This is a genomic window from Collinsella aerofaciens (assembly GCF_018785265.1).
Classification (GTDB): Bacteria; Actinomycetota; Coriobacteriia; order Coriobacteriales; family Coriobacteriaceae; genus Collinsella; species Collinsella aerofaciens_AI.
Window position 1 is genome coordinate 47,533 of the sequence record NZ_WQPK01000036.1, and the last position, 22,839, is coordinate 70,371.

The window sequence follows — 22,839 nt, forward strand, 5'->3', positions numbered from 1 at the left end:
GACGGGGAGACTTACTTGTCGTGAAGGACGGTGCCGAGAAAGTCGGTGTCGAAGGGCACGGCTTCGGCAAAGGCGTAGTTGCCGTCGCTGGCGATGAGCAGGTAGTTTTCCTCGCCGCCGAACTTCGCATCGCCACATGGGACCACCCAGGCGTGGGCGAATACCTCGAGTGCCGTGGCGGCACAGTCGCGCAGGAACGTCACATCGCTCCCCTCGCTTGCGCTCACGATATTGGCAACGTAGACGCCACCGAAATTTAGGCTGCCCCGCACCAAACGCAACGCTTCAACCGTCGCCAGCTCGCGTACGGGTTCGGCGCCGCCAAAGCAATCGCTCACGACCACGTCGTAGCGACGATGGCCCACACTCGTCACACCCAGATACGAGCGAGCCTCAGCAGTAATCACCCGCAAGCGGTCGCCCACCGTGCGCTCCAGCTCGTCCAGATAGAACCAACGGCGCGCCAGGCGCGTAATCTCTCCGTCATACTCGATGACGTCCACGCGCAAGCCCTCGTGCGACATCAGCGCGAACTTGGGATAGGCAAACCCGCCGCCGCCCAGCATCAGCATACGGTTGATACCGTGACCATAAGCGTCGCGCATCGCATCCTCGGCCTCAAACACGTCGTCAAACGCGCGATAGTACGCAAAGACGGGCTCCGCCCAGCGCTCGCCAACGTAACTCGCGCTTTGGTAGACGCCGCCTTGCACCAATACGCGGACTTCGTCACCGCTCTCGTCGTGCACGCGTTTCACACGCGCCAACCCATTGCGGGTTCGCGCAACTTGCAGACAGGCAGCACGAACAGCGACAGCGGCCGCACCAAGCGCCGCGGCTCCCAGAGCAACGCCGGCAACGACGCCGGCAGAAACACTCGGCTTGTTCATCTAGAGCTCCTTTTGCAGATAGAGTCCATGATCGTAAAAACCCAAATGGCGATAGTACTCGCGCGTACCAATCGCGCTGATCACGTTGACGCGCGCATAGCCGGCATCCCGGGCAATCTCGGACGCACGCTCTACGAGTAAACGCCCCAACCCGTGATGCTGCGCCGCCTGGCCCTGGTCGCCCACGCGTGCCGCCATGCCATACACGTGTACCTCGCGAATCATCGCCTCGTCCGGCGACGTCGGCAACTCGTCCGCATGCGCGGCAACAAACGAATGGTCGGGCAGCGACAACCGCAAAAAGCCCGCGATCTTGCCCTGCGGCGTCACCCACTGCAAAAAGCGCTCGTGCGTCACCGGCGTCTCGTACGCCACCTCCTCATCAAGAGAAAGCTCATCCAAGTCGGCACCCGCCGTACTGATCTCGCGATAGCGAATCTCGCGCACCGTCGCACCGTCACCCCGAGCAGCCAGGCGGTTCTCAACGAGCTGACGCAGGTTGGGTTTCTTGTTGCCCACCATAATGTCGTCGGAACTAAAGTCGCGGATCATGCGACTGATACGGCAGAACGCCGGCGTCACCACGATGTCATCGGCCAGCACGTCGAGCAGCTCCTCCTCGGTATAGGGGCGCCACTCGCCGAGCTCGTAGCAGCCCACCAGACGCGAGCCCTCGATGAGCGCACACGGGTAGACCTTGACCTCGTCGGGCATAAAGGCCCCTTCGGTCATAAAGCGCTCGTAGTCGCGCTTGTCCCCCTCGGGCGTGGCGCCCAGCAGGTTAAGCATAAAATGCGCATGGATCTTAAAGCCAAACAATCGTGCAAGCGAAAACGCCCGCTCGATCTGAGCCACCGAAATGCGACGCTCGTTGATATCGAGCAGGTGCTGGTCGAGACTCTGGATACCCATCTGAATCTTGGTGCAGCCCAGGCGGCGGATGAGCGTGAGGGCCTGCGGCGTTACGGCATCGGGGCGCGTCTCGATAACGAGCCCCACCACGCGATGCTTCGCCGTCTCGTTGATGCGCTGCTGACGCTCGAGCTCCTCCATCGTTGCCGTCTGCCACTCAGTGACCTCGCCCCACGGCGTACCGGGACCGTACAGACGACGCACCGCACGGTTATAGCCGCCCACGGCAGCATCCACACGCCCCTGCTCGTCGGCAACGCCGGCAGCAAGCTCGACCTCGTCTGTCGCAATGCCGGCGGCCCGATAGCGCTCGCGGCGCTCCGCCACCACCGGCGGCAGCGCATCGGCGGGCGCGTCATCGAGCAGGCGCTCTGCCTCGGCACGGCTGATGCCCGGACGCGCCAACATGGGGTTTGCCGCCACGCTCGCCACCGCATCATCATTGAGCGCCCGGAAGAGCTCCGACATAAACCATGCCTGATAGCCTTCCGGATAGTCGCTCCAAGTACCGCCAAGAACGATAAGCTCGATCTTGTCGGTTGCATGCCCCATTTGCGAAAGCGCGGTCAAACGAGCACTCACCTGCAAATACGGATCAAAGCAATTTTGCTCCGCACGGGCACACGCCGGCTCGGCATGCAGATAGCTTTTAGGCATGCGCAGATCGTTGGGGCAAAACAGGCAATCGCCCGAGCACGGCCAGGGCTTGGTGATGACGGTAATGGTCGCCACGCCCGAGGCCGTGCGACGAGGCTTCATACGCAGCACCTGCAACAGTCGACGTTCCAGCTCGGCATCGACATTCCACCCAGCCCAACGAGCCGGCTCCTCACGTTTTACCCGCTGGTAGAACGGCAGCAGACGGCGCTTGGCCAAATCGCGTTTGTCAGCACCCTCACGGCGCGCCTCGGCATGTATCAGTTTGACGAGCGCTTTGTCATCCACGGTCTCGCCGCGACGCAGAGCCTCGAGTATGTTCAAGATAATCTGTTCCATGCCCCCATTGTAAAGGCAAAGGCGCCGGAGCCGATCTCGGCTTCGGCGCCTTCATCAAACAGCGCAGCTATGGTATATAAGTCTTCGATAACCGCCCGTCACTCTGAATCAAATGACATGTCGCCCGAACCGACCTCAAAACGATACGTAGCAGACTTATCGCCGTTATCGAATTCAAGATTCAAAATGGTCTCGCCGTCGTAGCCAAGCGGAAGGAAATCGCTCTCGAAGTCGCCGCTGCCCAGGGTAAGGCTCGCCTTAAAGCCCGTCGAGTTCGGAACCATCATCTCCACATCGCCCGAGCCCACACTCACGTCCATCGACTTCGCGGGGGCCTGGTAGAGCTCGAACGTCACATCGCCCGAACCGACCTCAGCACTGAGCGCATCAGTCACGCTGCCCGCAAACTCTACATCTCCCGCACCCAGGAAAAGGTCGAAACCATCACAGGTGACACCGGTAATCTGCAGATCACCCGAGCCCACGTGCGCGTTGACTCCCTTCAGATGTTCGGCAACACGGCGCGGCAGCTCGACCGTAACTGAGCGATCGATTGCCTTACCGTCATCACTTCCAAACTGGGAAACCTTGAGCGTCGAGTCCTCGACGGATGCGATGTTCTGCGTCGCGGCCTTGGAGGCATCCATACCATTGGCAACGCGTCCCCGCTCGATAACGCGAGCCTTGTTACCATCAATAACCTTGACGTCCACCGTAGCCGCATCGATATCGAAATCGAGGTAGCGAAACTCATCGGCATCAAAGGTCGTACACGAAAGCTGCTGAGGCCGAGCGGAATAGTTACCGCCATCGTTCATAAAATCGTCGTCATCAACCACATCGTCCATACCGGACAAGCCGGGTATAACATCGTCGAGATCCCACGGGCCATCAAAATGAATCAAAGTCCGCGAAACGCCAAAAACAAGCCCGATAATCAGTACAAACGCTCCGATGCCGACGCCCAGGCGCAGCTTGGATTCATGCGAAAGCTTCATCATTCGTCACCTTCTTTGGCACATGGCTCAGCGGTGGCCGCGGTAGCCACGTCAGCATCAGGTTCCGCAGAAGTATCCTTCCCCTGGGCCCTGACCGCCACCGGTGCCGGACCAACCTGAATATCCCCGCGCGCCCAATCGCCATCGAGTGCACGCGCCACCCAGTGATAGATGGGAATCGTGAAGAAGATCAGCGCAGCAAAGGGGCCGGCACCAAACAGGAACATCAGTAAAAAGAACAGCAGCCAGCACACGGCCCAATACGGGAATGACTGGAACGGACCCTTCACCGGAGTCGGACCAGCCGCACCGGTACCCGTCACCTGAGCCGTCGCCGCATTGGCAGCCTGCGCACTCCAGCTTGCCGCCTGCGCCGCCTTGGCTGCCGCGTCACTTGCCTGCGTTGCCGCCTCGGTGGCGCGCGCCGCCGCCTCATGGGTGCGGGCGCGCTCTGCCGCCTCGGCCTCGCGCTGACGAGTGCGGTCCTCGTTCTCAAACTCGATATCGTCCTCAATCTCATCGCTCGGATTGAGCAGCTCGTCCAGACTCACACCATAGAGCTTGGCGAGCGAGATCAGGTTCTCGGTATCGGGCGAGCTCTCCGCACGCTCCCATTTACTAACCGCCTGGCGCGACAGCCCCAGCTTTCGCGCCAGCCCTTCTTGGCTAAAGCCCTTGCTGCGGCGAAGGTCGGCGAGCCGCTGCGCAGTTTCTACATTCATGGTTCCTCCTATGTGATGCCAGCCGTGCCGCCGGACCGTTTTTGTTCTTAAGGCGCCTTGCACAGTTAAAAATCTATCCGCCACCGCCAAAAGCATGCCACCTATTCTAGTGAGATTTTTGACAACCGGCGGTTGCGGGCACATATGAGCTGCGGAAATGTGTCCAAACAAAGCAATGACCCACGGCTCGGTTGTCCCCGTTGCGGCGTTAACGGTAGTATGGTCGTACTGTTTATTCCGCACCGCCAACGGAGGGAGTTCCGCGCCGTGAACCGCGATTTCGCCTCATCGCTCATCCAGCTCAACAATACGTTCTATCGCGAGCACTCCGCTTCCTTTTCCGATACGCGCCAGGCCCCGTGGCCCGGCTGGGTGCGCACCATGGACATCGCGCTCGGGCAGCTCAACGCCGCCACGATCGAGCATCCCGTCCGCGTCTTCGATCTTGCCTGCGGCAATATGCGATTCGAGAACTTTGCCGCCGGCGGCGCACTTGCCGCCAAGGGCGTCGACGGCGCAAACCCCTCGGCAGATGCCAGCTGCCCGTTTGAGTTCTATGGTGTCGACTCGTGCCAAGACCTGGCTATCGATGCACATGGCCACGCGCTTCGCATTCCCAACCTGCACTTCCAGGAACTCGACGTGCTCGACGCCCTCATGAAGCTCAACCCCGCCGAGACGCCCGACGTGCTTTTCGACGCCCCGCTCGCCGACATCTCGGTCTGCTTTGGCTTTATGCACCACGTGCCATCGTGCGAGTACCGCGTACGTGTGCTCGACGCCCTGGTGCGCCAGACGCGCCCAGGCGGCATCATCGCCATCAGCTTTTGGGAGTTTATGAACGACGAGCGCATGGCGCGCAAGGCCGTTCGAGCCGAGGCCCGCGCCGAGCTCACCCCGCCGTTTGAGGGTTACGATTCCGCGCAGTTTGAAGCCGGCGACCACCTCATTGGCTGGCAAAACGACCGCCACGCCTACCGCTATTGCCATCACTTTGACGATCAGCAAATCACCGACCTGGTGCGCGGCGTCCGTACGTTCTACAAGAGCGGCGAGGTCCCCGTGCGCGAGCTTGAGCGCTTCCATGCCGACGGTCGCAGCGGCGAGCTCAACCGCTATGTGATCCTCAAGCGCCTGTAGGCACCGACGACTCGCCGTCGAGCCGCACCGCGTCTTTCGGACAAACTATGCCCACCCTTTTTTCAACCCATTGACGGAACGCGCAGCTATGCGTTCCATACTTATGACCAAGGAGCCTCATGGGAGCCGTCCACGTTCGCACGCCTAAGAACTTTGTGCTCGAGGAGCGCCTGGAGCGCTACACCGATGCGATCGAGACGAACCCCGAGGCTTATGCCGGAGATTGGCGCGAGGCTTGCGCGCCAGCTGGCAGCAAGCCCTTCGAACACCTTCACCTGGATCTTGGCTGTGGCAAGGGAACCTATCTGGTCGAGCGCGCCCACCGCGAGCCCGACACCCTCTTTATCGGCATGGACCAGGAGCCCATCTGCATCGCCTATGCCGCGCAGAAAATCTGCGAGCAGGAACTGACCAACGCACTCGTCCTGCCCCGAGGCGCCGCATCGCTGCCGCAGCTGTTTGACACAGGCGAGCTCGATGCCATCACCATCAACTTTCCCACGCCGCAGCCCAAGGCCAAGTACGCCAAAAAACGACTCGTCCATGTCCACCATCTGATGCTCTACCGCCCGCTCCTTGCAGCCGGCGCCACCGTCACGCTGCGAACCGACAGCAAGCCATTGCGCGACTACGCCCTGGGGCAGTTTGCCGCGGCCGGCTACGACACGCTTTGGGTAAGTGACGACGTCCGCCGCGACCATCCCGAGCACCCCGAGACCGAATATGAATGCCGCACGCGCGAGATGGGTGCCGTCGTCTACGGCATTTGCGCCACACCCGGCGAGAAGCCTACCGAAGAGCAACTCGTAGCAGGCCGAGCGCAGGAGCAAAGCCTTGCCTGCTACCTGCCCGATAACCTCGATGAGCTCACCTATGTACCTCTGGGCATGGAAGAGGCCGTCGAGAACTTTAGAAACCGCGCCCGCAAGGGCAAGAAGCGTCTGCCGCAAGAGTCCTAGGGGCTTCTTATGGTCGCGGCGTCGGCAAACAAGCGCAAGTAGGCGCCAGCGAACGACCCTCAAAACCTAAGTGAGTAGACTTTTTTGCAATAGCCAAGCACAACCCGCATAACGAAACTAAAACCGCAGGTAAAGCCCTTGCGCAAAAGCCATGTGCTCGCGATATTGCAAAAAGTCTACTCACTTAGCCGGCAACTACACCAAACGGCTGGGCAGAACGCCCATTTCCTGCATTTTCTTGCCTGCGAACGCATCGATGCGACGCTACGCCATAATAGTTGGCGGACAATCGCGAGAGAAAGCAACCACATGGCACAGACCACGACAGATACCGCCGCCAGCACCGTCTCCGGCGCCGGCGCCGCCAGCTCATTCTCGGGCGGCACGGGAACCGAAGCCGAGTTCGGCTCGCTCGGCGCGCTCTCCCCCACCTGGTGGGAGCCCGAGGATGGTAGTGAGCCCGAACCATGGCTCACGCCCGATCAGGCCTTCGAACGCTTCTTTGAATGGACGAGCGACCGCGGCATTGAACTGTGGGATCACCAAGAAGAGGCCCTCATGGATCTTGCCGCCGGCGATCACGTCATTTTGGGAACACCGACCGGATCGGGCAAGTCGCTTGTCGCGCTGGGCATACTCTTTATGGGCATGGCGCAGGGCAAGCGCTGCTACTACACGGCTCCTATCAAGGCTCTGGTCAGCGAAAAGTTCTTCGACCTGGTACAGGTGCTCGGCCGCGATAACGTCGGTATGATCACCGGCGACACGCACATCAACACCAAGGCGCCCGTCATCTGCTGCACGGCAGAGATCCTTGCCAACGACGCACTGCGCGAGGGCGAAGATGCCGATGTTGGCTGCGTCGCCATGGACGAGTTCCACTACTTTGCCGACCCTGATCGCGGTTGGGCCTGGCAGGTGCCGCTGCTCACCCTGCCTCACACGCAATTCATGCTCATGAGCGCCACGCTCGGCGATGTCACTGCCATCGCCGCCTCACTCGAGGAACACACCGGCGCTACCTGCGACTTAGTCGTCGATGCCCCGCGCCCCGTGCCGCTGAGCTACGACTACGTGACAACCTCGCTCGAGGGCACCGTCGAGCTCGCCATGCGCCGTGGAGAGGCCCCGCTCTATATCGTGCACTTTAGCCAGGATGCCGCCCTTGCGACGGCACAGTCGCTCGCCAACTTTGGCATTGCCAGCAAGGAGCAGCGCGAGGCCATCAAGGAGGCGGCCAAGGGCACGAGCTTCTCGACGGCCTTCGGCAAGATCCTCAAGCGCTTACTCGGCTGCGGCGTCGGCGTGCACCATGCTGGCATGTTGCCGCGCTATCGCCTACTGATCGAGCGCCTGGCGCAGCAGGGCCTGTTGCCCGTCATTTGCGGCACCGATACGCTCGGCGTCGGCATCAACGTGCCCATCCACACCGTGGTCCTCACCGCACTCACCAAGTTCGATGGCTACAAGATGCGTCGCCTGCGCGCCCGCGAGTTCCATCAGATTGCCGGTCGTGCCGGCCGCTCGGGCTTCGATACCGAGGGTATGGTCATCGCCGAGGCCCCGGAGCACGAGATCGAGAACGCCAAGCTCATGGCCAAGGCGGGCGACGACCCCAAAAAGCTCCGCAAGATTAAAAAGAAGAAGGCCCCCGAGGGCTTTGTCACCTGGAACAAGCAGACCTTTGAGCGCCTGATTGAGACTCAGCCCGAGACGCTCAAGCCGCGACTTCGCATCACACACTCCATGGTGATTAGCGTGGTCGAGCAGGGCGGCGACGCTCGCGCCCGCGTGCACGACCTCATCGAGACAAGCCTGCAAACGCTCGAGGAAAAGGCAAAACTCGATGAGCGTGCCGACGAGATCTTCGCCACGCTCATCGACTCCGGCGTCGTCGTGCGCACCGAGGTGCCGCCCGCACCCGACGCTCCGGCTGACGCCGCGCCGGACATCGACTACGCGCTGACGGTCGACCTGCCCGAGGACTTTGCGCTCGACCAGCCGCTCTCGCCGTTTTTGCTTGCCGCGCTGGAGCTACTCGACCCCGAGAGTGAGACCTATACCATGGACCTCATCTCGATGGTCGAGGCTACGCTCGAGGACCCCAAGCAGGTATTGCGCGCACAGGAGCGCGCTGCACGCGATCGCGCGATGGCCGAAATGAAGGCTGACGGCGTCGAATATGAGGAACGCCTGGAGCGCATCCAGGATGTCACCTACGAAAAGCCGCTCGAGGACTTGCTCGATGCCGCCTTCGACAAGTACTGCCAGGAAGTACCCTGGGCCAACGACTACCAGCTCTCGCCCAAGAGCGTCCTGCGCGACATGCTGGAGAGCGCGAGCGACTTTAAGGGCTATATCCAAAAGCTCGGCATCGCCCGCTCCGAGGGTATTCTGCTTCGCTACCTAGCCGAGGCCTACCGTTCGCTCGATCGCACCGTGCCCATCGAGAAGCGCGACGAGCGCCTGCGCGACATTATCTCGTGGCTGGGCTTTGTGGTACGCTCGGTGGACTCGAGCCTGGTGGACGAGTGGGAGAACGCCGGCAACCCCGCCGCACTCGACGCCGCACCGCCGCAGGGCATCGACGAAGTCGTGGCGGACCGCCGCGGCTGTACGCTGTTGGTGCGCAACGCGCTCTTCCGCCGCGTGTCCCTTGCCGCCCGCGAGCGCGTTCGCGACCTGGGCGAGCTCGACGACGACTGGGGCATGAGCGAGATCCGCTGGCAAAAAGCACTCGATGCCTACCATGAGCAGCACGAGGAGATCCTCACCGACGGAGACGCCCGCAGCGCCGCGATGTTTTCCATCGACGAGTCCGACGAGAAGACCGCGCACGTATGGCACGTGCACCAGATCTTTGCCGACAAGGATGGCGACCACGATTTTGGCATCATGGGCGATGTCGATCTGGACGCCACGCAAGACGGTGGCGAGGTCATCTTCAAGAACTACCGCGTCGGCTTTATCGAGGATCTGCTCGAAGACTAACCGGGCACAATGGAACGAAACGAAGCGGGGCCGCTGGCAACATCGCCAGCGGCCCCGCTTTTTGCGCGATACGCTATCCCCTACTCGGCATCCTCGACCTCATACGAATCCGCCTCGGCGGGCTCATCGTTTGTCTCTAGCGCAGCCCCGCGCGCCTCGTCAAAGGCGGCCTTCATGGTCTTGTTGCCCCACGTGAGCTTGCGAATGGTAAGATCGTCGGCTTTCTTGTTGGCTAGGCGCAGGTTGTTCTCGGAGGACAGCAACGCCTCCTTGGTTTTCTGCAGATGGCTAATCGTCTTGTCGATTTCATCGATCGCCGTTTGAAACTTGCGGCTCGCGATCTCGTAGTTGCGACCGAAATCATTCTTGAACTTTTCCATCTTGGCTTCGAAGTTCGTGACGTCGATATTCTGCTGCTTGTACTCCGCCAGCTCCTGCTTATAGCGCAGCGAACCCATAGCGGCGTTGCGCAGCAGCGTAATCATGGGAATGAAGAACTGCGGGCGGATCACGTACATCTTCTCATAGCGGTAACTCACGTCGACGATACCCGCGTTATAGAGCTCGCTCTCGGGCTCGAGCAGTGTGCAGAGCACCGCGTACTCACAGCCTTTTTGGCGACGATCGTGATCGAGTTTCTTAAAGAAGTCCTCGTTTTTATGCTTGGTCGCGGTCTCATCGTTCTCGTTTTTCATCTCGAACATAATCGAAATGACCTCGTTGCCGCTCGCGTCGCACTCGCGGAAGATAAAGTCGCCCTTGGTGCCCTCGGACGCATCGTTATCTTTCTCGAAGTACGCATTAGGAAACGCCGTCATGCGCAGACGGTTAAACTCGGTCTCGCAGTGCTGCTCGAGCGACTCGCCCACCATCTTGGTGGACAGGCGGACCTTCATATCCTTAAGGCGCTCAATCTCTTCGTCCTTGTAGCGAATCAACTCGTCGCTCACGCGCTTGGCCTGCGCAAGCTCGAGCTCGTGCGCTGCTCTGGCCTGTTCCTCGCGCGAATCGCGCACCGCCAGCTCGCTCGTCAGTTTGGCACGTGCCTCGTCACGCTCACGCTCTGCCGCGGCGACCGCCTCCGATAGGTTCATTTTGGCCGTCAGCTCCTGTTCGCGCAGCTGCGCACGCAGGCCCTCGGCCTCCTGCTCAGACTGAGCCTTTGCGGCGGAAAACTTCTCTTGTATCTTCGCGCGATAGTCAGCAAGCGTGCGCTCAGCCTCGCCGCGAGCAGCATCGATCTCACGCTGCGACTCGGCCGCAGCGGCGGCAAGCGCCATCTCCTGGGCCTTGTCCGCCGCGGCAAGCCTGGCCTGCAGCTCGGCAATCTGGGCATCACGTGCAGCCAAATCGTTTTGAGCAGCATTGCGCGCCGAAGCCTCGGCAAGCTTGGCTTCGTCATCCTTGCGTCCCAGCTGCGCACGCAAATTGTCAATCTCGCGCTGAAGCTCAGCATTCTCCTTTTGAGCATCGGCACGGGCCTCAACCGCTGCACGCTGGCTTGCACCCTCACGCTCTGCGGCAGCGCCCTCGAGCTTGGCACGCAGCTCAGCAAGCTCAGCATCGCGCTTGGCAACCTCTTGTGCCAACTGCCGAGCTGCAGCATTCTTCTGCTCGACAAGCTGAGCATTGCGCTGAGACTCTGCCTTTTGCAAGGCGGCCGTCGAACGCGAGCGCTCAAGTTCTAGCGCCTGCTCGCCCTCGCGCTGGACTGCCTTCACACGCTCATCCAGGTCGCGCGAGAACTCGGCATCGCGCACTTGCTTGACGATATCCGCATAGCCGGACGCATCGACCTTGAAAACTTCGCCACAATGCGGGCACTTGATCTCATTCATAGCAGCTCCTCGATGGACGCAAATTTCAACCGCCTACACTCTACCGCGCCGCGCGGACAAAAAAGACGCCGCCGCCATAATGGCAACGGCGCCAGAACCACCACAAAGGTGCCTGTCCCCTTTTGTGGCGGTTTGTGTGACGGTTCGAGAATTACAGTCCAAAGAAGCCGAGGATTTGGTCTCGGCTTACGGGCTTGCACTCGTTGGCGTCGAGGCCGACATCGTAGCGAAAGATAGGACGTTCGCGGTCGCGGTTGCGCACGTTGGTCCGGTCTCCCCTGCTGTGGATATGCCCGTGCAGCATGATGGCGCCACGTGCCTTGCCATTCCAGCTAAGCATGGGGTAGTGGCTCATAACCAGACGATGGCCCTTGGCATAGCCGGGGGCAATCTCCAGATAATCACGCACGTCTTCCCAAATTTGCGGTGCATCGGGATCTTCCCAATCGACGTCATGGTTGCCCCGTATGAGCGTCACATTCTTGCATTCGATACGCTCGCGCAGGCGCACAGCATCCGCCAGGGGCAAACGATAGGTAAAGTCACCCAGAATATAGAGGCGGTCATCCGCAGCCACGCACTCATTGATGGCATCGATGACCTTGCGGTTCATCTCCTCGACCGAGCCAAACGGTCGATCCATATCGTGCAGGATATTCGTATCGCCCAGGTGCAGGTCGGCGGTAAACCACATCATCGTCTATACCCTCATTTCGCAACGCGTCTAAGACCTGTTTAGTATACAGACGCAGCGATGCGACGGTTACCCAAAGAGACCACCAAACAGTCCGCGGCGGCGTTTGTCTTTCTTTTTCGAAGCGTCACCCTGAGCGTTCTTATCCTGCCGCTTCTTACGATCCCGCTCCAACTCATTGTCATCGAGTAGCATATCCCACTCAAACGGATCGTCTGTCAAATCGAACTGGTCGTCGTCATCAAACATGGCAGTCTCCCTAACCGATTAGCGAGCATCCACCACGTAGAGTCCAACACGCACCTGATGCCACGGGCTGTGCTCGGGGGCAACCTGCTGCACGCGCGCCTCAAATACACCCTCGTGTCCGTAATACATCATCACGGATAGCGGGCCGACCTCGTTTCCCGGAACATAGCCGAGCTTGGTGTTGCCGTAGTAGATTGCAACCGCCTCGGAATCATGGGGATTATCGCGCTCGGCACGCAGCGTCAGCTTATCGCCCACTTTAAGATCGCCTAGGACCAAAGCGCCGTCGGCATATTGAAATCCTGCGATATGAAATGACAGAAGAACACGTGAAGGCTCGTACATGGCAACTCCTCTAACGGCCGGATAAACCGGCGCTTAACCTTACTGAGAAGTTTACGGGCCCGTGCGGACACGAATTCACCCGCTCGTGCCTTTCACCCAGTTGCCGCAACGCTTGCGCGACGGAACGCTTGCAGATAAGATAGGAGCACGGATGGCACCCGTTGCCGCGGGTCTTGCCAACTCCGATACACGTTTTCATCGTGAGAAGTGGCCGTCTTCGCTTACGCGGGGGCGGCTATTTCATTCGGCCGATAAACAGGCCGAGTTCGATAGCCGCGATTAACAACGCCAATAACGAAATAACATCGCTTACGTTCATACCAAATCCCTTCTAAAGGGAGTTGGCCCATCCGTGCTCCATAGCAGTAGTCTAACGCAAAATGCGGGTAATAGGAACACTTGTTCGTATTACCCGCGCTCTTTTCTAGTGTACAAACATGCGCACGAACTTGTGCTTCCAGCTTGCGTAGGGGGCATAGCGGAATGGCACGTCCAGCCAGGTTGCCTTGTTCACGATGCTCTTCTTGTGGCTAAACGTACCGAAGCTCTCGCGGCCATGGTACTGACCCATACCGCTCGCGCCCATGCCGCCAAAGCCCATATGGCTCGTAGCTAAGTGCATGATCGTGTCGTTAACGCAGCCGCCGCCAAAAGGCACGTAGCGCACAAAGCGCTGCTGAACCGCACGGTCCTGGCTAAAGATATACAGGGCCAGCGGCGTCGGACGATCCGTAATAAACGCTTCGGCCTCGTCTAGGCTCTCAAACGTCAGCACCGGCAAGATGGGGCCGAAAATCTCCTCCTGCATCACGGCGTCCTCAGGCGCCACGCCGTCTAGGATCGTCGGCTCAATCTTGAGCGACGACTCGCGCGCCGTTCCTCCCAGCACAACCTTATCGGGGTCGATCAGCCCGCGTACGCGCGCGAAATGCTTGGCGTTGACAATTTGACCGTAGTCCTCGTTGTCGAGCGGGTGCTCGCCAAACATGCGACGGACCTCCTCCTTGATGAGGCCCAACAGCTCATCGTGCACGCGCGTATCGACCAGCAGGTAGTCGGGCGCCACGCAGGTCTGCCCCACGTTGAGCCATTTACCAAAGGCGATACGTCGTGCCGCGACCTTCAAGTTTGCCGTCGCATCCACGATGCAGGGACTCTTTCCGCCCAGCTCAAGCGTCACGGGCGTGAGGTTTTTGCTCGCGCGCTCCATGACGAGCTTGCCGACCGGAACACTACCGGTAAAGAAGATCTTGTCCCAGCATTCATCGAGCAACGCTTCGTTCTCGGCACGCCCGCCTTCGACGACCGTCACCAGGCGCGGATCAAATGCTTCCTCGCAAATCTGCCTGAGCACCGCGCTCGAAGCCGGCGCATAGGCACTCGGCTTGATGACCACGGTGTTACCCGCGGCAAGGGCGCCGGCGAGCGGCTCGAGTGTTAGCAAAAACGGGTAGTTCCACGGAGCCATAATGAGCGTGACGCCATAGGGCACGGCTTGCGTTTTGCACACACTCACGGCGTTGGCAAGGTCACACGGACGCAGGCGCGGACGACTCCATCGAGCCACATGCGCAATCTGATGTCGAATCTCGGAAAGCGACGTGCCGATCTCGCACATATATGCCTCGTCATGCGACTTTCCCAAATCGGTCTTGAGCGCATGGGCAATATCGGCCTCGTGCGCCCGCACCGCATCGCGCAGGCGCACGAGGGCGCGACGTCGAGCATCGACATCAAACGTGGCGTGCGTCTTAAAATAGGCGCGCTGCTCGCCGACAATGCGCGCGATTTCCTCGGTATTCATGGGCCCTCCTAGTTCTCGCCCTCAAACATACCACCCGCAATGACCTCGTACATACGCTCGAGTTCCAAACGGTCCATCAAAAGTGGAACAGGGTATAGCGGATTGGCCTCGGCATCGGCATGGGCCGCCATTTGCGGAATATCGGAGCGGCGAATACCCGAGACATATTTGGGGATTCCCAGGGCCTCGTTCATGCGGTCGACCCAATCGATAAAGGCCTCGGCCGCAAGACTGTCCTGCGCGGTAGCCGGCGCGATACCGGCCATGCGGGCGAGATCGGCGAGCTTGGGAACAGCAGCTTCGCCATAGGCGCGAAGCATATGCGGCAGGATGATGGCGTTGGCCAAGCCATGCGGAATCCCGTAACGCCCGCCCAAGCTGTGTGCGATGGCATGAACGTATCCAACATAGGAGCGCGTAAAGGCAACACCCGCCTTATACGCCGCCGAAAGCATATTGCGGCGCGCACGCATGTCGTCGCCATGCTCATAGGCCTCGAGCAAATTGTCGCGGATGAGCTGGACCGCCTGACGCGCCATCTTGCGCGTGTAGGGCGTGGTGCTACGGCCGATAAAGGCCTCGACAGCATGCGTCAGGGCATCCATACCCGTCTGCCCCGTAATGGACGCCGGCAACCCGCGCGTAAACTCGGGGTCGTGGACCGCAAAACGCGGAATAAGCACAAAGTCGTTAATGGGGTACTTGTAGTGCGTCTCGTCATCGGTAATTACCGCCGCGAGCGTGACTTCGCTTCCCGTACCGGCGGTAGTGGGAACCGCAATAAGCAGCGGCAGGAGACGGTGGACGCGCAACAGGCCGCGCATCTTGTTGATGGGCTTGTTTGGCTGCGCAATGCGTGCCCCCAAACCCTTGGCGCAGTCCATGGCCGAACCGCCACCAAAGCCGATAATGGCCCGGCAGTCGTTCTCGCGATACAGCGCCGCCGCTTCCTCCACGTTTGAGACCGTGGGGTTCGCACGCGTTTCGGCATAGACCGTAACGCCAATCCCCTGAGCCGTAAGCGCACGCTCGAGTGATGCCGTGAGCCCCAAACGTGCAATACCAGGGTCTGTCACGATAAGGATCTTCTGGATCGAGCGCTTTTGAAGCACCGCGGGCACATCCTCGGCATGCTCCAAAATACGCGACTCGGTATAGGGCAGGATCGGCAATGCAATGCGAAAAACCGTCTGATATGTTCGGCACCAGGCACGACGGGCTAGATGCATAAAGGAAACTCCTTTATTTGTTGATAGGTCAACATTTGCTCGACCGATTGTACTCAGCGGCGGTCAAAGACGGCCTGTCAATCGTTAATCAATCAACATCTTCATATCTCATAATTATTTTATTAAAAATCATTCCTAATAGGCTTCACATTTGGTTGCATTTATGGATAATAGAACTCGTCAAGACGCACGTCCGAAGAGGGCCCTTACGGGACCGGACGAGCGCACAATCGCCATCGATCGAAAGGATCGAATCATGAAGTTTGTTTGCCCCGTTTGCGGTTATGTGGAAGAGTTCGACGGCGACCAGCTGCCCGAGGACTTCAAGTGCCCCCAGTGCGGCGTTCCCGGTTCTCGTTTCCTGAAGCAGGAGGAGGGCCAGCTCGAGTGGGCTGCCGAGCACGTCGTGGGCGTCGCCAAGATGGAGGGCGTCTCCGAGGACATCGTTGCCGACCTGCGCGCCAACTTTGAGGGCGAGTGCTCCGAGGTCGGTATGTACCTGGCCATGGCTCGCGTCGCTCATCGCGAGGGCTACCCCGAGATCGGCCTGTACTGGGAGAAGGCTGCCCACGAGGAGGCCGAGCACGCCGCCAAGTTCGCCGAGCTCCTGGGTGAGGTCGTGACCGACTCCACCAAGAAGAACCTCGAGATGCGTGTTGAGGCCGAGAACGGCGCCACCGCCGGCAAGACCGATCTTGCCAAGCGCGCCAAGGCCGCTGGTCTCGATGCCATCCACGACACCGTGCATGAGATGGCTCGCGACGAGGCTCGCCACGGCAAGGCTTTCGCCGGCCTGCTCAAGCGCTACTTTGGCTAAGCCAGCCGCCTGAGACATAACCTCTAGCTCGATAAGGCCCGGACCGCATGGTTCGGGCCTTTTTGTGTCTCGAGGACTCGTTAACGCCCTGAAATACTCCCTGAAATAGGACCGCCTTCGGCATCGGTTGCTCGTCAAAAACTAAGTGAGTAGACTTTTTGGAACTTGCCGAGCACACCATCCATATTGCTTTATAAAGCCGCAGGTAAATGACTTGTTACCAAACGGCCTGGTCGCCAAAGTGCCAAAAGTCTACTCACTTAGAACCGCAGCCGTCCACGATCGAGCTGTTTTGCGTCTAACGGTCATCTTTCCGTCGATTACTCCCAATTTTGTCCAGTCAACGAATAGTTCAGACCGGAGTAATGTCTCAGCCCTTTGCTCATCTGAGCTTTTATCACGATATTCAGCATCGAGCATTCTGCATACGGCCTTAACGATCGCGCGGAATCTATCCTCATCGGATATCTGCCTGTGTGTCAGGAGAAGTACATCGTAGCCCATGGCCTGAAGGGCTGTCATGCGGTCGGCGTCACGCAAGCCATCCCCTGCGCGTCCGTGCGAGGCCTTTCCCTGACATTCAATGGCCACCTGCCGCTTTCCGTCCGACGAAGAAAGAAGTAGGTCGATATATACACGGGACTTTCCCACAATCGCTCGAGCACTTGTGCTTAGCACCACTTCGACATTGAGCTCTATGTCGCAAAACCCTTCGCCTCCCAGGGCTCGCGGCAGCGCAAGCAACAAATACGCCTCGACCTCAAAAGGCGACGCGGCGCCCAATGGAACAAGTTGCGATACCGCCATAAATCTATTGCCGTAGCGCATCCCGCAAACATCTGAACAAAAACGGTCAAGGTCTCTGCCTAAAACCAAAGCGCCTCGACGCCATAAATTTGAGGCGGTGCCGTCCTCGGACGGGCAGCGCACCCAACCGAACGTTGTCGAAATCGCGCCCGAATCAATTGCACGCGAAAGCTCCGCCTCAAGTGCCGCCGGCAGAGCGCACACCGCAAACAAGCCACACATCTCCGCCAATACCAAAAGAAGCTGGAGATCCGTCAGGTGCCGCGACATGATGAATGCCGTCAGTAGAGGAGACGTAATCAAAAACCCATGCTCCGTTTCCAGCACGGATTCCCTGGGAAGCTCACCAAGAAACAGCCGCTGCCTAATGCTGGCTGGACAAGTCCGTTTGTTTCTCGTCCGAACCAATGTATACAACGGAAAACCGAGTGCGACCGCAGCCGTTGGGTTGCGGGCGAGATCATATCGCTGCCGGTCTTCTTCCGGTCGTGGAAGCGGCGGACACAAAGCGCGGACTTGAGGAGGCAAACGCCAGTACCTAAAAGCCGATATGTCACAAAGAAGATCCTTCATAGGCACAGGAGAACACGAATTTCAACCCAGTCAGTCACGCATTGGCGCGAACGCACCAAAAATGGCGCCGAACGGACTGCCAAGTTTTCAACAGCCCTCCCCAACTGGCCAAAAGCTTGTCGAGAGCTGGACGAAACCCTGTTGAAAACCCCATTTTTTTCTCATGCAGAAGCTTTACGCGGCAAGTGAGTAGACTTTTTTGAACATTCCGAGCAGGCCGGTCTTCCTGCTTTTCAAAACCGCAGGTAGATAACTTGTTACAAAACTGCCTGGTCGCCAAAGTGCTAAAAGTCTACTCACTTAGGTTGCAGAGCACCCCCCATTAGCTGCAATTCCAAGGTATTAAGCATTTTTGGACTCAAATCGTCATACTGGACAAGAATTTGAGTTGAGTTTTTAGGGACAGATGCGCCATCGGCACACCAATAACAGTCACTGATATCGACAAAAGGGATACTCGAGCGCGTGAGGGCCCGCACAAAAGAGCTTCCGCCCGCTCCACGCTCCGCAACCACGATACAGTAAAGGCCCGCGTCTGCATGCTCGATCGAGACCTCTCCTGCCGGAAATACCTTCCGCACAAGCGCCATCAGGCCATCACGCGCCTCGCGAGCACGAACGCGCACGCGGTTCACATGTCGCTCGTAATCACCCGATTCCAGCAAACGCGCCAAAGCGACCTGATCAACAGAGCTCACCGACGAGGCGTAGAAACCAAGGTTGCGCCTAAACCGCTCCATTAACTCATCGGGCAACACCATGTACGCCAAACGCAACGCCGATGAAAGGCTCTTCGAAAACGTGTTGGTGTAGATAACCGACTGGGCGGCATCGATCGACGCGAGCGCGGGAATCGGCTTCCCGGCAAGGCGAAACTCACAATCAAAGTCATCTTCGATGAGGTACCGACCTGGTCGCTCGGCGGCCCAGCTCAGCAGCGCATAGCGACGCGCAATGCTCGTCACAAGACCGGTGGGATACTGATGGGACGGCATAAGGTGAAGGACATCGGTCCCAGTTTTCTGCAGAGCGCTCAGGTCCACGCCGTCGTCATCCAACGGGATATGTCGTACTTGGCAGCCCATAGCCTGATAGATGCGCGTCAGACGCAAATAGCCCGGGTCCTCAACGGCATACACCTTGTCAGCGCCAAGCAACTGAACCAACATGGTATCGAGCAGCTGGGCGCCTGCACCGATAACAATGTTGTTGGGGTCGACATTCATGCCCCTTGTCCCACGCAGATGGTGAGCAATTGCGCGTCGCAGCCGAGCGGTGCCCTGCGCCGGTGCGGGCGAAAAGATTTCGCGCTCATCTTCGGATGCCAACGTCGCCCGTAGTGCGCTTTGCCAAAGCCGCGCCGCCTCCAAAGCGGAAGGAGAAAGTGCATCGAACAGCTCGACCTGTCCGTTGACATCATGCGCGCTGAGGCCCACAGAGACGGTATCTCGGTCGATGCCCTGCGAAGCCAAAGGCAAAACCGGTGCATCCGGAAGCTTGCAAGCGTAGTAGCCACGACGCGGCATTGAGCAAATATAGCCCTCGGCAAGTAACTGGCTATATGCATTCTCGATGGTAATGACACTGATTCCCAGATGACTGGCAAAGGCGCGCTTAGACGGAAGATGCTCCCCCGCCGCAATACGTCCAGCTACGATATCATCTCGAATTTGCTGGTAAACATACTCATAGAGCGATGCTTCGCCGCGTTTTTCCAAATCGTAGTCAAGCATGAGCCTATCACCTGACCTTATTAAGTCATTCAATCTGGTATTAGTCTGACCTTGTAATTATCTCGAAAACTGAGTATTTTGTCATACCCAGCTCCCCGATAGGATGTTCCGTCAAGCAATGCACATGCCAACCAAGGGAGCAACCATGGCAGAACAGAACAGCAAGGCCGACCGCGTCAAACTCAATCGCGAGCTCGCGCAGATGCTCAAGGGCGGCGTCATCATGGACGTTACCACGCCCGAGCAGGCACGCATCGCCGAGGAGGCAGGCGCCTGCGCCGTCATGGCCCTCGAGCGCATCCCGGCCGACATCCGTGCCGCAGGCGGCGTCTCGCGCATGAGCGACCCCAAGATGATCAAGGGCATCCAGGAGGCCGTCTCCATCCCCGTCATGGCCAAGTGCCGCATCGGTCACATCGTCGAGGCGCAGGTCCTGCAGGCCATCGAGATCGACTACATCGATGAGTCCGAGGTTCTCTCCCCTGCCGATGACGTCTATCACATCGACAAGACCCAGTTTGACGTGCCGTTTGTCTGCGGCGCCCGTGATCTGGGCGAGGCGCTGCGCCGTGTTGCCGAAGGCGCCACGATGATTCGCACCAAGGGTGAGCCGGGTACGGGCGACGTCGTTCAGGCCGTGCGTCACATGCGCAAGATCCAAAAGCAGATCCGCGACGTTGTTGCCCTGCGCGACGACGAGCTCTTTGAGGCAGCCAAGCAACTGCAGGTTCCGGTCGAGCTGGTACGCGAGGTCCATGCCACGGGCAAGCTTCCCGTCGTGAACTTTGCCGCCGGCGGCGTAGCGACCCCGGCCGATGCCGCGCTGATGATGCAGCTGGGTGCCGAGGGCGTCTTTGTCGGCTCGGGCATCTTTAAGAGCGGCGACCCCGCCAAGCGCGCCGCTGCCATCGTCAAGGCCGTGGCAAACTTCACCGATGCCAGGCTCATCGCCGAGCTTTCGGAGGACCTGGGCGAGGCCATGGCGGGCATCAACGCCGACGAGATCGAGATCATCATGGAGGAGCGCGGGCGCTAGTCCGATAGAAAGGATCGCACATGAGCGATTACGCAGACCAGACGGTCGCCGTGCTGGCGGTCCAAGGTGCTTTTGCCGAGCACGAGGCGAGGCTATCCGAGCTGGGCGCACGCTGTATTGAGCTGAGGCAGGCGGCTGATTTGAAGCAAGACTTTGACCGTCTGGTACTTCCCGGCGGCGAGTCTACCGTTCAAGGGAAGCTGCTTGATGAGTTGGGCATGCTCGAGGAGCTTCGTGCCCGTATCGTTGAAGGCATGCCCGTCCTGGGCACCTGCGCCGGCCTGATTCTGCTAGCTCACGACCTTGCCGCCCATGACGATAAGGGCACGCCGCGTTTGGCAACCATGGACGTACTTGTCGAGCGCAATGCCTACGGCAGGCAGCTCGGCAGCTTTCGCACTAAGGGGCAGGTCGCCGGCATCGACGGTGAAGTGCCACTGACGTTTATCCGCGCGCCCCGCATCGTCGAGGTCTACGGCGACGCCGAGGCCCTAGCCGAAGTCGACGGCCGTATCGTCGCCGCCCGCCAAGGCAACCAGCTCGGTGTTACCTTCCACCCCGAGCTCGACGACGACACGCGCCTCCACGAACTCTTCCTCCAAATGTAGGCGGAGTAGAAACGAGCGTGGATTTTCGGACACATAACAAATGAGAGTGGATAATCTCCCACTTTGAGCTTGAATGCAGACTCAAACCGGGAGATTATCCACTCTCATGCTATGCAGTCGTTGGGGACGTTCTTAAACGACTAGTCAAACAAGAACGTCCCCAACGACTACATTGCGATAGACGACCACGTTTGCCCAGATAAAACCGACCAAAATAAACCTGTCCCTTTTTGGCAGGTTTGAATCAAGACAACGCCGATGTTTTGGTACCGACAGCGAAAACCCGCCAGAGCGAGGGAGGCCCTTTTGGGGCGAGATGACGTCATAGGTTGAGCATAAGTCAGCGAGCGGGTCGCATTTGAGGCAAGGTGACGTGAAACGAAAGGGCGCTGACCTTCTGGTCGCGCCCTTGAAGTTGAACGTCAGATTGTCCAAATGCGGCCCGCGCAGCGTCGGCCCGTTACGGCGTTTGGTAAAACGCCGTAACTAAAAACGGTTGCCGCGGAAGCCGCCACCGTTGCGGCCGCCACGATCGCCACCGCGACCGCCGCGGTCGTTACCACGGTTGCCGCCGAAGCCGCCACGGTTGCCACCGCGATCGCCATAGCCACCACGGTTGCCGCCAAAGCCGCCGCGACCGCCACGGTCGCCGCCACGGTCACCAAAGCCGCCACGGCCACCGCGATCGCCACCGCGACCGCCACGGTCGCCGCCACGGCCACCGCGATCACCAAAGCCGCCGCGACCGCCACGGTCGCCGCCACGGCCACCGCGATCGTCACGGCCGCCGCGAGGACCGCGGTCCTCGTCCAGGCCCATGGCGACGAGCGGAGCGATAACCTTATCGAGAGCGGCCATCAGCTCGGTGGCCTCCTCGTAAGAAAGCTCGGGCAGGAGCTTCTCCTTCTTGTTGGCAAGCTCGACCAGGCCCTCGGCGGCATCCTCGGCAGCGAAGACGACAATCTTGCGCATATCGCCCTCGGCGTCGTCGATGCGGCCGACCAGATCGGCAGCCTCGGCCTCGGCCATCAGGCCATCGAGCTCACGAAGGCGCATGCCCAGCAGGTCGGACATTTCCTTCTGCTCCATCTTGGGCTTGAGGTCAAGAAGCTTGATGGCGCGCTCGATGTTCGCCATGCGCTCGGCCTTGGCCTCCTCCTCCTTGGAAATAGCAAAGCGACGGCTACGCAGCAGGCGGGCGGCCTTCTGCATTTTGTCCATCAGCTCTTCGTCATCGTAATCAACGGCGGCCTCGACAACCTCGGCCTCCTCCTCGGCGGAAACCTCGTCAGCAGCCTCAACCTCGGCAGCTTCGGTCTCCACGGTCTCGACTGCCTCAACCTCGGCAGCCATGGTCTCGTTCTCGGTCTCGTTCATGATCTCTTCGTTCTCAGACATGAGACTCCTTCTTGGCCCTCTCGGGCATCATCGCCCCATTCGCGGGGCCCGTCGCGCACTCTTTGCGCTTTAAACATTCATGCCTCTCGGCAAAACGTCC

At 59.6% G+C, this 22,839-nt stretch carries 20 protein-coding genes; 7 read left to right on the plus strand and 13 right to left on the minus strand.

Features of this window, described 5'->3' with window-relative positions; translation table 11 throughout:
- Positions 1-11 precede the first annotated feature (11 nt).
- The 4 genes from GPK42_RS06085 to GPK42_RS06100 form a co-directional block, all read right to left on the minus strand.
- On the minus strand, positions 12-890 hold the full coding sequence (locus GPK42_RS06085; RefSeq protein ID WP_215694210.1) for a spermidine synthase: 879 nt from the start codon (positions 888-890) through the stop codon (positions 12-14).
- The gene (locus GPK42_RS06090) at positions 891-2,798 is read right to left on the minus strand and encodes an elongator complex protein 3 (protein ID WP_215694212.1); all 1,908 of its coding nucleotides are present in this window, start codon (positions 2,796-2,798) and stop codon (positions 891-893) included. It lies immediately after the preceding gene.
- Between the two features lie 98 nt (positions 2,799-2,896).
- Entirely contained in the window at positions 2,897-3,796 is a 900-nt protein-coding gene (locus GPK42_RS06095; RefSeq protein WP_215694214.1) for a DUF4097 family beta strand repeat-containing protein, read from the minus strand.
- A complete protein-coding gene (locus GPK42_RS06100) occupies positions 3,796-4,518 on the minus strand; it encodes a helix-turn-helix domain-containing protein (RefSeq protein WP_215694216.1) in 723 nt (240 codons plus the stop codon). The genes GPK42_RS06095 and GPK42_RS06100 overlap by 1 nt, the downstream gene beginning before the upstream one ends.
- Positions 4,519-4,785: 267 nt before the next feature.
- Here GPK42_RS06100 and GPK42_RS06105 point away from each other — a divergent pair, with 267 nt between their 5' ends.
- From GPK42_RS06105 to GPK42_RS06115, 3 genes are all read left to right on the plus strand, one after another.
- Positions 4,786-5,658, plus strand: a complete 873-nt coding sequence (locus GPK42_RS06105) for a class I SAM-dependent methyltransferase (RefSeq protein WP_195445159.1) — start codon at positions 4,786-4,788, stop codon at positions 5,656-5,658.
- A gap of 119 nt (positions 5,659-5,777) precedes the next feature.
- On the plus strand, positions 5,778-6,617 hold the full coding sequence (gene trmB, locus GPK42_RS06110) for a tRNA (guanine(46)-N(7))-methyltransferase TrmB (RefSeq protein WP_215694218.1): 840 nt from the start codon (positions 5,778-5,780) through the stop codon (positions 6,615-6,617).
- A 309-nt stretch (positions 6,618-6,926) separates the two neighbouring features.
- Positions 6,927-9,608, plus strand: a complete 2,682-nt coding sequence (locus GPK42_RS06115) for a DEAD/DEAH box helicase (RefSeq protein ID WP_215694220.1) — start codon at positions 6,927-6,929, stop codon at positions 9,606-9,608.
- 80 nt (positions 9,609-9,688) lie between these two features.
- On the opposite strand, the gene GPK42_RS06120 is transcribed toward GPK42_RS06115, so the two are convergent.
- The 4 genes from GPK42_RS06120 to GPK42_RS06135 all read right to left on the minus strand — a co-directional run bounded on the left by GPK42_RS06120 (position 9,689) and on the right by GPK42_RS06135 (position 12,734).
- The gene (locus GPK42_RS06120) at positions 9,689-11,446 is read right to left on the minus strand and encodes a DUF2130 domain-containing protein (RefSeq protein WP_215694223.1); all 1,758 of its coding nucleotides are present in this window, start codon (positions 11,444-11,446) and stop codon (positions 9,689-9,691) included.
- Positions 11,447-11,597: 151 nt separating this feature from the next.
- On the minus strand, positions 11,598-12,143 hold the full coding sequence (locus tag GPK42_RS06125) for a metallophosphoesterase (RefSeq protein WP_215694224.1): 546 nt from the start codon (positions 12,141-12,143) through the stop codon (positions 11,598-11,600).
- Between the two features lie 66 nt (positions 12,144-12,209).
- The gene (locus tag GPK42_RS06130; protein WP_215694226.1) at positions 12,210-12,389 is read right to left on the minus strand and encodes a hypothetical protein; all 180 of its coding nucleotides are present in this window, start codon (positions 12,387-12,389) and stop codon (positions 12,210-12,212) included.
- Between the two features lie 18 nt (positions 12,390-12,407).
- Positions 12,408-12,734 (minus strand): HIRAN domain-containing protein, encoded by a 327-nt coding sequence (locus GPK42_RS06135; RefSeq protein ID WP_215694228.1) that lies wholly within the window; start codon positions 12,732-12,734, stop codon positions 12,408-12,410.
- Between the two features lie 151 nt (positions 12,735-12,885).
- On the opposite strand from GPK42_RS06135, the gene GPK42_RS10120 reads away from it, so the two are divergent.
- Positions 12,886-13,017, plus strand: a complete 132-nt coding sequence (locus tag GPK42_RS10120) for a hypothetical protein (RefSeq protein ID WP_275950430.1) — start codon at positions 12,886-12,888, stop codon at positions 13,015-13,017.
- A 141-nt stretch (positions 13,018-13,158) separates the two neighbouring features.
- On the opposite strand, the gene GPK42_RS06140 is transcribed toward GPK42_RS10120, so the two are convergent.
- Together GPK42_RS06140 and GPK42_RS06145 are read right to left on the minus strand one after the other, a co-directional pair.
- Positions 13,159-14,538: an aldehyde dehydrogenase gene (locus GPK42_RS06140; protein ID WP_215694230.1), complete on the minus strand. Its 1,380-nt coding sequence runs from the start codon at positions 14,536-14,538 to the stop codon at positions 13,159-13,161.
- Between the two features lie 8 nt (positions 14,539-14,546).
- Complete coding sequence (locus tag GPK42_RS06145) at positions 14,547-15,767, minus strand: iron-containing alcohol dehydrogenase (protein WP_215694232.1); 1,221 nt, start codon at positions 15,765-15,767, stop codon at positions 14,547-14,549.
- 256 nt (positions 15,768-16,023) lie between these two features.
- Between GPK42_RS06145 and GPK42_RS06150 the strand changes: the two genes are divergently transcribed.
- A complete protein-coding gene (locus GPK42_RS06150; protein ID WP_022094328.1) occupies positions 16,024-16,584 on the plus strand; it encodes a ferritin family protein in 561 nt (186 codons plus the stop codon).
- A 252-nt stretch (positions 16,585-16,836) separates the two neighbouring features.
- Here the strand turns inward: GPK42_RS06150 and GPK42_RS06155 are convergent, their stop codons facing one another.
- Together GPK42_RS06155 and pdxR are read right to left on the minus strand one after the other, a co-directional pair.
- Entirely contained in the window at positions 16,837-17,718 is an 882-nt protein-coding gene (locus GPK42_RS06155; protein ID WP_215694234.1) for a hypothetical protein, read from the minus strand.
- A 542-nt stretch (positions 17,719-18,260) separates the two neighbouring features.
- Positions 18,261-19,697 (minus strand): MocR-like pyridoxine biosynthesis transcription factor PdxR, encoded by a 1,437-nt coding sequence (gene pdxR, locus GPK42_RS06160; RefSeq protein WP_215694236.1) that lies wholly within the window; start codon positions 19,695-19,697, stop codon positions 18,261-18,263.
- 145 nt (positions 19,698-19,842) lie between these two features.
- Here pdxR and pdxS point away from each other — a divergent pair, with 145 nt between their 5' ends.
- Both pdxS and pdxT read left to right on the plus strand, forming a co-directional pair.
- The gene (gene pdxS / locus GPK42_RS06165) at positions 19,843-20,733 is read left to right on the plus strand and encodes a pyridoxal 5'-phosphate synthase lyase subunit PdxS (protein WP_215694238.1); all 891 of its coding nucleotides are present in this window, start codon (positions 19,843-19,845) and stop codon (positions 20,731-20,733) included.
- A gap of 20 nt (positions 20,734-20,753) precedes the next feature.
- Positions 20,754-21,341 carry a pyridoxal 5'-phosphate synthase glutaminase subunit PdxT gene (gene pdxT, locus GPK42_RS06170; RefSeq protein ID WP_215694240.1) on the plus strand — a complete coding sequence of 196 codons (588 nt, stop codon included), beginning with the start codon at positions 20,754-20,756 and terminating at the stop codon, positions 21,339-21,341.
- 486 nt (positions 21,342-21,827) lie between these two features.
- Here the strand turns inward: pdxT and GPK42_RS06175 are convergent, their stop codons facing one another.
- Positions 21,828-22,739, minus strand: coding sequence for a hypothetical protein (locus GPK42_RS06175; protein WP_035137032.1), 912 nt, complete (start codon positions 22,737-22,739; stop codon positions 21,828-21,830).
- Positions 22,740-22,839 lie beyond the last annotated feature (100 nt).

Coding starts and splice junctions, on each gene's coding strand:
- GPK42_RS06085 (WP_215694210.1), bottom strand. CDS start 890: ATGAACAAGCCGAGTGTTTCTGCCGGCGTCGTTGCCGGCGTTGCTCTG.
- GPK42_RS06090 (WP_215694212.1), bottom strand. CDS start 2,798: ATGGAACAGATTATCTTGAACATACTCGAGGCTCTGCGTCGCGGCGAG.
- GPK42_RS06095 (WP_215694214.1), bottom strand. CDS start 3,796: ATGAAGCTTTCGCATGAATCCAAGCTGCGCCTGGGCGTCGGCATCGGA.
- GPK42_RS06100 (WP_215694216.1), bottom strand. CDS start 4,518: ATGAATGTAGAAACTGCGCAGCGGCTCGCCGACCTTCGCCGCAGCAAG.
- trmB (WP_215694218.1), top strand. CDS start 5,778: ATGGGAGCCGTCCACGTTCGCACGCCTAAGAACTTTGTGCTCGAGGAG.
- GPK42_RS06115 (WP_215694220.1), top strand. CDS start 6,927: ATGGCACAGACCACGACAGATACCGCCGCCAGCACCGTCTCCGGCGCC.
- GPK42_RS06120 (WP_215694223.1), bottom strand. CDS start 11,446: ATGAATGAGATCAAGTGCCCGCATTGTGGCGAAGTTTTCAAGGTCGAT.
- GPK42_RS06125 (WP_215694224.1), bottom strand. CDS start 12,143: ATGATGTGGTTTACCGCCGACCTGCACCTGGGCGATACGAATATCCTG.
- GPK42_RS06130 (WP_215694226.1), bottom strand. CDS start 12,389: ATGTTTGATGACGACGACCAGTTCGATTTGACAGACGATCCGTTTGAG.
- GPK42_RS06135 (WP_215694228.1), bottom strand. CDS start 12,734: ATGTACGAGCCTTCACGTGTTCTTCTGTCATTTCATATCGCAGGATTT.
- GPK42_RS10120 (WP_275950430.1), top strand. CDS start 12,886: ATGGCACCCGTTGCCGCGGGTCTTGCCAACTCCGATACACGTTTTCAT.
- GPK42_RS06140 (WP_215694230.1), bottom strand. CDS start 14,538: ATGAATACCGAGGAAATCGCGCGCATTGTCGGCGAGCAGCGCGCCTAT.
- GPK42_RS06145 (WP_215694232.1), bottom strand. CDS start 15,767: ATGCATCTAGCCCGTCGTGCCTGGTGCCGAACATATCAGACGGTTTTT.
- GPK42_RS06150 (WP_022094328.1), top strand. CDS start 16,024: ATGAAGTTTGTTTGCCCCGTTTGCGGTTATGTGGAAGAGTTCGACGGC.
- pdxR (WP_215694236.1), bottom strand. CDS start 19,697: ATGCTTGACTACGATTTGGAAAAACGCGGCGAAGCATCGCTCTATGAG.
- pdxS (WP_215694238.1), top strand. CDS start 19,843: ATGGCAGAACAGAACAGCAAGGCCGACCGCGTCAAACTCAATCGCGAG.
- pdxT (WP_215694240.1), top strand. CDS start 20,754: ATGAGCGATTACGCAGACCAGACGGTCGCCGTGCTGGCGGTCCAAGGT.
- GPK42_RS06175 (WP_035137032.1), bottom strand. CDS start 22,739: ATGTCTGAGAACGAAGAGATCATGAACGAGACCGAGAACGAGACCATG.